Genomic DNA, 10,200 nt, shown 5'->3' with positions numbered 1-10,200 from the left:
TGACTGTCTGACATTACGTGCCCATCTGCCTACGTGGGCACGTACCTTCTCAACAGCCGTCACGGTCCTCAAGACGTGGTTAATTGCGCGCATACTCTCCGACAACGCCCTCTTCTCGCGCCAGATTTCTTGGACGAACGGGTCCGTGATGCTGTAGAGGCCGTGGCCGCGGCGCATGATGAGGTTCGCCGCCATGAGGTCGTTGATGGTCCGCTGCACGTCCTCCGTGCGCACCTCGCGGCCGATGGCCGCGGCGTACTCGGCGAGGGCGTCCGCCGAGAACATGCCCTTGGCATCGCCGGGAGCGCTGGCAATGCGCTCGAACACCGCGACAGCGAGACCACCCAGCTGCTCGACCTTCATCAGCTCGACGTCCGCTGCCGTCGAGCGCAGCGTCGCGGCGATCACCGGCAGAAGCTGGTCCGGTTTGCCGCCGGACGGCACCTGCTGGTACAGCAGACGCAGGGCTTTGCGAAATTCCTCGGGTCGGTTGCCGAGCGTTCTGAATGCCTGGACCGCAACCTCCTTTGACGGCAGCGGACCGACCTTCTCCTTGAGGAGGCGCTTGAGCAGGTGCGCGACGTAGTCGTCATCGAGCACCGGAAACGGCACCGACGTCGCGCCTTCGAAAGCCTGGTTGCGCCGGGACGTCAGCTCGCTCACGAGCGCGCGGTGAGAGCCGGTGCCGATGAAGATGAAGTGCCCCGGCGTGCCGGGTCTCGTGTTGATCGCGTCCCGCGCCGCCTTGAGAGCCAGCATCAGCTGCTGGCCGTCCTCGGACGTGATGGCGTGCTGGACCTCGTCCACGATCAGCACGATGTCGGTCTCCGCCTGGTCGACCAGCTCGGTCAGTGCCTGTGCGAGCGTGGTGCCGTTCTCGGCGCCCACTTTCTCGATCTTGAAGCCGAACTTGAACGAGAGGGCTCCCACGTCCATACCGCTCACGCGTCTGAGCTTGGCGGCGAGCGCCGATGCGGGCGACTGCAGGTCGGCCAGCGTCTTGCGCACCGCGTCTCGCACCAACACGGCCGGGCTCGTCCGCGTATCGCTCCACAGGTCCACGTAGATGACGAGCGCGCCGGCATCCTCCAGCGCGGGGATAAGGTCGTTGAGCAGAAACGTCGTCTTGCCCGTGCGCCGCAAGCCGGAGATGAAGAGCCCCGAACGCAGGCCCTCGTCCAGCACGCCGGGGTGGAGGAGCTGCTGTGCCATCTGCGTCGCCAGATCGGGCCGGTGATAGATGTCGGGCATGTTTTGGCGCGAATTATGGAATTTCTATAATTATCATCGATCATCAAATCAAGACAAGGCTTTGATGGCATCCATCCGGCCTGTACCGGCGCCACGCGCGCGGGTCGAAGCGAAGAGTCGGCCCTGCACACAAGCTGTCCAGGGCCCTCGTCCGCCATGGCGCGGATGCGGGCGGTCCAGGTTGAGCTCGACACGCTCAGGTCTTCACGCCTGGCGAGGTGGCCGCGGACAGCCGGTGCTGGGTACCAAGCCAGCTTCGACCGGTCTTGTACTGGCCATGCCGGCTGTGAGCGTGGGCATCGCGGCTGGATGGGGGCCGGGCTGGACGCCAAGTGGGCTTCGAGAGGTCTTTTGCTGGCCAAGCCGACCGCGAGGGCAGGCATCGTGGCTGGGTGAGGATCGCGTCGGGCGCCGTATGGGCTTCGAGTGGTCTCTTGCCGGCCAAGCCGGCCGTGTGCGCGTGGACCACCACGACGGCACAGAGCGGGTGGCGAGAGGCGGCGCGTCCGAGCTGGCAGGCAAGCCTTGTTGACAAGCCGCTGCCGCCGCATCTATCGTGCGCTCACGTTCATCGCGTACCGAGCTGACGGTTCGTATCAGCAAGGCATGTGGGTCAGCCCCATGCCAGCTTCTTCCGTTCGCCTCGTGCGTCGGACCCCGGCAGCGCTGCCGGGTATCGCCGGTCGGTCGATCGGCGCGTCAGCAGGGCCAGCGTGCCGCTGCTGAGCCGCTCGGGCCTGCAGCCTGACGATCCTCAACGCCATGCCAGCGCTTGTGCGCTGCCACGGCCGCGCTCGAACGCGGCCGAACCCGTGGAATGTCGCGCCGTGCCGGCGCTGCTGCGAGGCCGTTGATTCAGTGATTGAACCGTCACAGAGTCAGGCGCAAACGCTGCAGCGACAGGCACCTGGCCTTGCTTTCAGTGTTTGGAAGCGAGTTCCAGTGACGCCCCACCGGTCCAGATTTCGCACGTGTACTCCGAAGGCAACCGCCGCCGCGCCAGTCGCAGCAACGCTGGGCGGCAGGAGAAGGTCGGGTTGGCGCCCGTCCGCACGCAGCCGTTTTTGACGGAGAACGCCGCATGGGGCGCGATGACCAGGACGGTCCATCGCGTCAGGCCGAGGCAACACCAAGCCGATGACGCCAAGCCCATGCCGCCTGCTCTCCGACCCCTCCCACCCTGGCCCCCTGACTGGCCAGGGTTCCGCGCGAGCGGGCGACGTCGTCGCGGGCTTCCTTTTTGTAAGGACAACCTCCCTTCGCCACGCCCGCCCGAGCGCATCGGGCACCCGTGCCAGCAGTTCCGATCCTGGGCTGGCGCGGCATCCGCAGGATCACCAGCCCAACGGTCAAGCGCGATGAGCGGTAGGGACCAAGACCATGAACGCAGACGAAGCGACCCGCGGCGCGCAGATGGACGACGCCACCGCCCGCAGGCTCAGGAATGGAGTTCAGTCCGCACTGTCCCGCCATAACGCCCGGCTCGAGGTGCATGCCAGGGCGTCGAAGGCGGCGCTGGACAGACGCGCCGGCCTGGTGCTGCTGACCATCCGCGAGATCTGGCGGGCAGGCCATCCGGTGCAGCGGCTCGAGAACCTGCGGCAGGTCCACTGCATGGCCGCGCTGAACAATTGGCGCCAGCGCAACCTCTCCCATGCCACCGTGGCCCAGCGGTGGAACGCCATGCGACGCTTCACCGAGGCCCTGGGCAAGCGCGGGATGCTGCAAAGACTCGGCGCGCCAGGGCCCGCGGTCCAGAAGCGCGAACCCGTCGGTGCAGGCCGCATCACGCTGGCCGGCGCTCCGGTCGACACGTATCGCCGGCTGCTTGACCGCGTGGGCGATTCAAGCCCGACTTACTGGGTGGCGCGGCTGGAGCGCGAGGTGGGCCTGGTGCGCGAGGAAGCGCTGATGACGAACCTCGTGACCGCCATGGCGCGGGCCCGCGGCGTCGTGCCGGTGTCCAGAGCGGGCGGCCAGTATTCGCGGCCCATCGAGGTATGCGCAGCCAAACAGGCGGTCCTCGAAGGCGCTCGGGATTTCGTCGTGCGCCGCGGGCGCGAGCGGCTCTGCTGGCCGGGCCTGCCAGCGCCGAGAGCCGTCAGGCGGGTGAGCAACGCGATCTCGTACCAACTTCGGCTCGCACGCGCCGGGCAAGGCAGGGCCGGGTGATGAACGCACGCATGGGAACCACTGCGCCTGGAGAGCCTGCTGCCATACCGGCCCGCGCTCCAGCCGGCAGTGGCCGCAAAGGCACCGGACGGATCATCGCCCCCAAGCCGAAATACCCGCCACGCGGTCAGAGGCGGCCCCACACGTGGCAGACGCGGCTGGCTTTCCTGCTGGCGATCCACGGCCGGCAGAAACTCAAGGGCGGACGCCAGGCCTCCAACCGGACGCTGCAGGCGCGGCGGCAAGCGCTGTATGGCGTATTCCGCCTGTTGCGCGAGGCGGACTTCAAGCTGCAGGACCCTGCAAACCTGGATGCGCGGCATGTGGCGTTCGTGCTCGGCGAGTGGCAGCGGCGCCGCCGTCTTCACGACGTGGGGGAGCCCGGGGGGCTGGCCCCGGCGACGGTGGCAGGCCTGGTGAGCGTGTTGCGGGCCTTTTGCGGCTGGATCGGCCAGCCGCAGCTGATGGACTGCATCCACGCCCATCCGCCGGGTCTCACGGCCCGGTCCAGGGTGGCGGCACGCGACCTCACCTGGGAAGGCCACGGGCTCGATACCCTCGCGGTCATGGAGCATGCCTGGGCCATCGAGCCCTGGGTTTGCGTCGCGCTGCTGCTGCAGTTCACCTTCGGGCTGCGGAAACGGGAGGCCGTGATGTTCCGCCTGGATGCGGCGTGCTGGCCGGGGGAGAGCGTCGTGGCGATCAACATCGCCAGGCCGGGCTCCAGCGGTCTGCGCGGCAAGGCCAGCGCCGGCAGCAAGGGCGGTCGTCCGAGGCTCGTCATGATCCGCGCCCCGTGGGAAAACGCCGTTCTGGAGTTCGCACGGTGCTTCGTCCACGGGGAAAGCGGACAGCACGGGCACCTGGGCGCTCGGGGCCGGGGGTTGATCCAGAACCTGCGAACGTACCGCCGGGTGCTGGAAAAGCTCGGTGTCACGCGCAAGGCGTGAGGCGTGAGCGGCCATGGATTGCGTGCCGCCTTCGCGATCCGGGGCTTGAACCGGCAGGGGTTGGAGGCCCCGGTTCGCGGCGGCGACCTGATGTCCATCGACAAGGCGACGCGCGACAGGGCGCTGCGCATCGTGGCCGAGGATCTGGGCCACGGCCGTGCGTCCATCGGCTGTGCCTATTACGGCTCGTGCACGAATCGCGGCCCCGCCAGGACTTTCGATGCCAACCCTGACGACGAGTTGGCGCCGCGAATGCTTGCCTTGCTGGAGCGTTTGTCGGCCAAGCTTCAGGCGCGACGCAGTGTCCGCATGGGCCTACGGCGCTACCGCGAGATTCTCAACGGAGGCTGAGCCATGGAAACGATCGCGATCCAGATTCCCGCGGCCGAGCGCGGCGGCACGCCTCGTGAAATGACGGTGCGTATCGATGCTCTCGATGCGCAGCAACGCGAGACGCTGCGGTGGCTTCCAACGAACCGTGCCGGGACGGTGCCGATCTTGCGCGGCCCCTCCAGGACGACGAGGATGCCGGCGCACATGGTGGCCGGTCACAACGGCCCGGTGATGGCCGACTTCGAATTCAAGGTGCCACCCCAGGCCATCGAGCAAGACATTCCCGGGTTGCTGGACCTGTGGCGCAGTGAGCTCGTCAAGCGCAAGCAGTGCCTCAGCGACCGCGAGGCCCGGCGGGCTGCACGCGGCATGCCGACAACCGGTCAAGCGGACAAGCGCCGCCGCAAGGGCGCCGCGCCGGTAGAGCCGCAAGAGTCGCTTCTTGAGGCCGGGCAAGTAGCGCATGCGCAGGCCGAGCCTGGGGCGCCGGAGCCAGGTGGGGATATCGCCCAGGTGTACCGTTGCCTGCCGCTGCTGCGCAGTGTCGAGGTAGACGTTTTCGGGATCGCAGTCCAGTGCGCATTCACGGCCGAAGGCGACGTAGCCTGGCAGAACAACGTCTTTGCCACCCGGCCGCTGGCGGCGTCCTGGTGCGAAGATTTCCTGGACACGTTGCAGCAGGACAGTGGCATCGAGCAGAAGGTGGACGGCCAGCTGCTCGTGTGCGAGGCGTGCATGCTCCTGGCGGTGGAGCCGGTCATCGCAGAGGTTGGTGATCGAAGGGCGTCCCGGAAGGATGCCGGGCACAGGCTGCACTAGCGAGCTGGGACGGGCGGGTGCAACGTCGCGCTGGATCGAACCAGCTCGACCGTGCCCTCAACCGTACCGGAAGGTGCGCCTTGGCGCCGAAGGTCCAGAGGTACCGGAAAGGCCCAGCGCAGCAGGCAACGCACGCCGTGTGTCAGACCCGTCGTGCGGCATGTCAGCTCAAGCGCAAGCGCAAGTCGGCATGCAGGGCGGAGCAGCCAATGTGGCAGGTACGGCCCATGCAAGAGGGCAGTCACGGCGTGCCGGTATCTGCAATGGCGGCCGGCTCCCGTGTCGCCCCGTCAAGCCCGCTCAAAGCCAAGATGGGTGCGAACGCAGCTTTACAAGACCACGGATCGTGCAGGCAGGCACCTCGCCGGGTTGTCTCCGGTCTTTCTTGAAGAGGCGACGCAGTTCCAAATTGGTCCGCCTCGTCTGGTTGTATCGCAGCCGGTGCAGCAAGGCGGCCCGTGCGGCATGCACGCCATGCGACGAGGTTCGAGGCCAGGGGCGCTGTCGAAAGGCGTCGACATCACAGGCATGCCGTCTTCGCGGCAGGAGGTGTCGAACCGGGCGCTCGAGGGCTTGGCAATGAAGCTTTGCCGTCCGTCGTGCTGCGACCGATACAGGCGATGCGCAGATCACCAGCTCGGTGAGCCTGGCCGTTTCGCGGCGGGAGTCCGTGCGTCCACCGCTGCCAACGCCATGGGCTGCGCAGCACCTGCATAGGAGATTCTGCCTGGGCAGCCCCCCAGCTTTGTCCCATGCGACCGGTAGAAGAAGACTATTTTTGCGGCTTGGCGCCGCTGCTACCTTGGCTGCCATGGCATGGGAGGCGAGGGAGGCAGTATGTTCCTGACCATGGGCGCAACCGGCCCCGGCAGCATCGGCCGGCTCCACCGGGTTGCCATCCTTGCCAGAAGGCGCAGCGCGCCAGGGCTTTCATGACAAGTCCACCGAAGTCGTCGGGCCGATGAACGGCGAGAACATCCTGGGGATTCCCGTGGTTTTCGCCGCAGCGGCTGCTTGACCCAGGCCGCCTGCATCGGTGCTGCGCCGTGGCCGAGGACTTCATGAAGGCGTGCACGGCTGGCTCCACGCGGCAGGGCGACGCCACTGCAGAAGTGTTTGCCATGCCGGCTTTCCTGGGTGACTTGTTTCTCTCGACCGGCTGGAGCCATCAGACGGACTTGCGCGTGACCCGACTCCGGCCTCGGGCGCGGCGCTTCGCATCAGGCAGGCCGACGTTTTCCACGACCAAAAGGAGAGCTATGAACCCGTTCGCCCAACTCGTGTCGCCGCAGGCCCTCAGGGAAGCCGTTGAGGCCTCCGCTGAACTCAGGCAGTTGCCTTGCCGGTCCTACCGGCCGCTGGACCCCCTGCAAGCCTCGTCCAAGGCGCAGCCGGCGTCCAAGCCTGCTGCTGCGCCGAAGGCCGCTTCGCCATTGACGTCGGCGCGTCCGAAATGGCTGCCTTTCACTGCACGGTGGCAGTGACGGCAGCCGTGCTGAGCGCCAAGTGCTGCCGGTGGACTCGGTCTCGGCCCAGCGCGGCTGTCATCCGGTGCGCAGCGCAGGGCGACCGCGCATCGGGTGCTGCAATGGCCACCAGGGCAGCGGCTTGGCGAAAAAAGCATTGCAAGCAGCCTTGCGGCCCTGTGGCTGATGGTTCCGCAGCCGCGCCGCGCTGCAGGGTCCTGACCGCGCAGCCGATGCTCGACGCCGCCGGGAATGTGCGTGGACTTCGGATTCCGAGTTGAGCTGCTCCAGGGGCCTTGCATGCCTCGAACCCGTGCCGTTGTGGATTGGGGGCGCTGCAGGTGTCAGCCGTCGGGGCTTCAGCGCTGGCATGGGTTGCCCATGGCCGGGCGACGCGGCAGCCAGAGCCGCTCCGGTTGGTAGAGCAGGGCTTCGACGGGAATCCGCCGTGCGCCCAGAGGGTGTCGAAGCCGTCCATGCACCAGGGTGCTGGTTGCCGGCGTACAACTCGGTGCAGCTGAGGGTGCCGTGGTGTGTCCTGGCACCGGGCCGCTACACGGAAGGAGAAGGTCATGATCGAAGGCTTGGTGGCAGGGAAGGTATACGGCCGGCCCGAGCAGCGGGTCGGGAACAACAGCGGCAAGCCGTTCGTCACGGCCAAGGTCCGCGCCGCCACCGCTGGTGGCGAGATGCTGTTCGTCAACGTCCTGGCCTTCGACGCCATTGCCCAGGCGGCGCTGCTGGCGCTTGCGGACGGCGATGCCGTGTCGCTGGCCGGTACGCTCACACCGAAGGTGTGGACGGATCGGGAGGGCCAGGCTCGACCTGCGATGGACATGATCGCCAGCCAGGTGCTTTCGGCGTACCACGTCAAGCGCAAGCGCGACGCGGTGAGCAGCGCTGTGGAGCAGCCAAATCCGCGAGCCGCCCTGCCGGCTCGGCAGGGCGGCCACCGATCGCCGGCGCCTGCAGCCGCAACCGAAGCGGACGGCTGGCCAGCTTCGGAGACACCCTGGAACTGACGGCAGTCAGCGGTGCACCGCCCTGTCGAACCCGGTATCTGTCCGAATGGCCGGCGTGCTCAAACCGGGCAGCTCTACGGAGTTTTTCGGGCAGATGCCAAAGATGCTGGCTCGTCCAGCCCAATCATCCGTCTTGACTTGTTGCCGAGTGCAGTGGCAGCCCACCGCCTTCTGGTGACGGCACATCGCATGCACCCGGCAGCTGTCCGAACAGCGGCCCGGAACCCGACTTCCGTCCGAGCACATCACTGCCAGGGGCCCCTTCCATTGCCGAGCTTGCTTCTGTAATACTGTGTTTTTATACAGATTCGATCGAAGAGATCATGGACGCCGAAACGCTGGAAGCCGTGCATGAGGACCGGCTGTGGATCGACAACGGTTGGACAGCCAAGGTCATCAAGAACGAGGACGACGACGGCTGGGCGGTGGCGATGACGCGCCACGGCGAGTCGGAGCCGGCGCTGGTGGGCCCGTGGACCATGGGCCGCGACAAGAAGAATCCCAAGCCGCTGGACGTGTCGGCCTTCAACACGCTGGTGAAAACCGCCAGCGAAGTGCGGCGCCGTGCCGAGCAGCACCAGCATGCCCTGTTGCACAAGAGCGTCACCGTGAGCGCCGGCGGCGAAAGCATCACCGTGGTGCTCGACATCGTGCCGGATGAGTACGAGCCCCATGCTGTGCTGTCGGCCAAGAATGTCTTTGATGAGCAACTGGCCAGCGTGAAGGTCCGCCCCAACTTCAAGCTCAACACGGCGAGCGCCAGCGCCTGGATCGAGGGCGGCTTCCGGGCGCCGGGTTGAGACGTGCCGAGTTTGGCTTGACAGACAACGGGCAGGGCCGAGATGCCGGCCCCCATGCCGACTGGCGTTCGGCAAGCTCTGCAGTAACGAACCACAGCGCAGTGACGCCGTCGTGCATGTCTTTGAGGCCGGATGGGCCTGGAGAAATCAGTGGCCTCGTGCCGGGGGAGGAGAAAATGAAGGGACTCATTGCGTTCGTGCTGTTCACGCAACTGATGGCGATCGCAGCCGTACTGGCCGCCGCAAAGCTGCGCACAGCCCTTGGTGCTCCTGGTGTGACGACCAGGCAGTTCGTGGTGATCGCGCTGCAGTTGTGGCTGCCCACGGCCATCATGTTCGTGCTGGTGATGAACGTGGCGCTGGAGAACTTGGAACTGCGTCCGCTGCTGGCTATTCCTGTGCTCTTAGTGGCGCTGCTGGTCCCCGGCGTTGCGATTGCCAGCCTGCTGCTGCGGCGAGCCAGCCGGCGCGTTGGCAGGGGCGTGGTGATTCTGGCTCAGTAGCAAGTGCCTTTTCCTCAATATGGAGGAAGCGGCCGACAACAGCCGCGCTGGACCGGGAGTAAGGCACCGCGCGGTCAAAGTCTGGCCAACCGGTGTAAGACAGTACAGCAGCCGATGCGCCTCACGCAGCGAATTCTATGGAGTGGCCGGCCAGCGTCGCGCCGCGGCAGCTGCTTATTTCGCGAGCAAACGAAGTTGGCCTTTTGTAGAGCGGCGGCTCCTGTCCTGTCCAGCCGGAACGTGCCCAAAGCGGTCAGCCGGCAATCCAAACGCGATGTCCGAATTGCGATCAGGAATTGAAGGGGGAATCCAGGCGCTTCAGAGCCGAGGCTGTGTGAAAACGCGGCACGGCCGCATCATGTCGGCTGCTGGCGTACGACGTGGAGAGAACCATGGCTCGGTACATCGGAGAGGCTGATCGGACGCAAACGGCCCTGTTTCCCGAGAGCCTCGACGAGTGGATCGACGAAGACAGCACCGTGCGGGTGATCGATGTCTTCATCAATGAATTGGATCTGCACGCCCTGGGATTCGAGCGGGCTGAGCCAGCTGACCTTGCCCCCGAAAAACGTAGTTCTTGCCTGATGGTCAAATCAGAGTAGGAGCTATTGCATGAAAGAGAAGCAGACCCGCGCCAGGTACACGCTGGAGTTCAAGCTGGAGGCGGTCAGGCTGGTCAATGACGGGCAGTCGGTAGGCGTGACGGCGAAGGTCCTGGGCGTACCCAAGGCGACGCTGAGCAACTGGGTGCGCGAGGCGGCCAAGGGAACGCTGCAAGGCGCTGGCGACAAGGTTGTGACGCCCGAGCAGATGGAAATCGCACGGCTTCGCGCTGAGCTCGCGCGCGTGAAGATGGAGCGCGACGTCCTGGAAAAAGCGACGGC

Annotated in this window: 10 protein-coding genes and 1 pseudogene; 10 read left to right on the top strand and 1 reads right to left on the bottom strand. The window is 66.4% G+C overall.

Features of this window, described 5'->3' with window-relative positions; all coding sequences use genetic code 11:
- Nucleotides 1–1,251, bottom strand: a 1,251-nt coding sequence (locus tag H537_RS44030; RefSeq protein WP_064735999.1) for an ATP-binding protein, incomplete at its 3' end; no start/stop codon positions are given.
- Between the two features lie 1,380 nt (nt 1,252–2,631).
- Here H537_RS44030 and H537_RS0118285 point away from each other — a divergent pair.
- The 10 genes and pseudogenes from H537_RS0118285 to H537_RS0118245 all read left to right on the top strand — a co-directional run.
- Complete coding sequence (locus tag H537_RS0118285; RefSeq protein ID WP_043459170.1) at nt 2,632–3,423, top strand: hypothetical protein; 792 nt, start codon at nt 2,632–2,634, stop codon at nt 3,421–3,423.
- A complete protein-coding gene (locus H537_RS44025) occupies nt 3,423–4,373 on the top strand; it encodes a site-specific integrase (RefSeq protein WP_156901822.1) in 951 nt (316 codons plus the stop codon). The genes H537_RS0118285 and H537_RS44025 overlap by 1 nt, the downstream gene beginning before the upstream one ends.
- Before the next feature lie 3 nt (nt 4,374–4,376).
- Nucleotides 4,377–4,724, top strand: a complete 348-nt coding sequence (locus H537_RS0118275; RefSeq protein WP_028999001.1) for a hypothetical protein — start codon at nt 4,377–4,379, stop codon at nt 4,722–4,724.
- A gap of 3 nt (nt 4,725–4,727) precedes the next feature.
- A complete protein-coding gene (locus H537_RS0118270) occupies nt 4,728–5,525 on the top strand; it encodes a hypothetical protein (RefSeq protein ID WP_028999000.1) in 798 nt (265 codons plus the stop codon).
- Nucleotides 5,526–6,571: 1,046 nt separating this feature from the next.
- Nucleotides 6,572–7,009, top strand: coding sequence for a hypothetical protein (locus tag H537_RS53140; RefSeq protein ID WP_156901821.1), 438 nt, complete (start codon nt 6,572–6,574; stop codon nt 7,007–7,009).
- 554 nt (nt 7,010–7,563) lie between these two features.
- The gene (locus tag H537_RS44020; RefSeq protein ID WP_084150798.1) at nt 7,564–8,013 is read left to right on the top strand and encodes a single-stranded DNA-binding protein; all 450 of its coding nucleotides are present in this window, start codon (nt 7,564–7,566) and stop codon (nt 8,011–8,013) included.
- Between the two features lie 323 nt (nt 8,014–8,336).
- Nucleotides 8,337–8,813, top strand: coding sequence for a hypothetical protein (locus H537_RS0118260; RefSeq protein ID WP_043459167.1), 477 nt, complete (start codon nt 8,337–8,339; stop codon nt 8,811–8,813).
- Between the two features lie 176 nt (nt 8,814–8,989).
- Nucleotides 8,990–9,316: a hypothetical protein gene (locus H537_RS0118255; RefSeq protein WP_028998998.1), complete on the top strand. Its 327-nt coding sequence runs from the start codon at nt 8,990–8,992 to the stop codon at nt 9,314–9,316.
- 392 nt (nt 9,317–9,708) lie between these two features.
- Nucleotides 9,709–9,867, top strand: a pseudogene (locus H537_RS44015) (IS5/IS1182 family transposase); the annotation flags it as partial.
- A 61-nt stretch (nt 9,868–9,928) separates the two neighbouring features.
- Nucleotides 9,929–10,200 (top strand): transposase (locus tag H537_RS0118245; RefSeq protein ID WP_028998997.1); only part of this gene is annotated, 272 nt, incomplete at its 3' end.

It is taken from the genome of Azohydromonas australica DSM 1124 (genome assembly GCF_000430725.1).
GTDB lineage: Bacteria > Pseudomonadota > Gammaproteobacteria > Burkholderiales > Burkholderiaceae_C > Azohydromonas > Azohydromonas australica.
The sequence above is the reverse complement of the archived record's forward strand: the minus strand, read 5'-3'. Positions and strand labels throughout refer to the sequence as shown.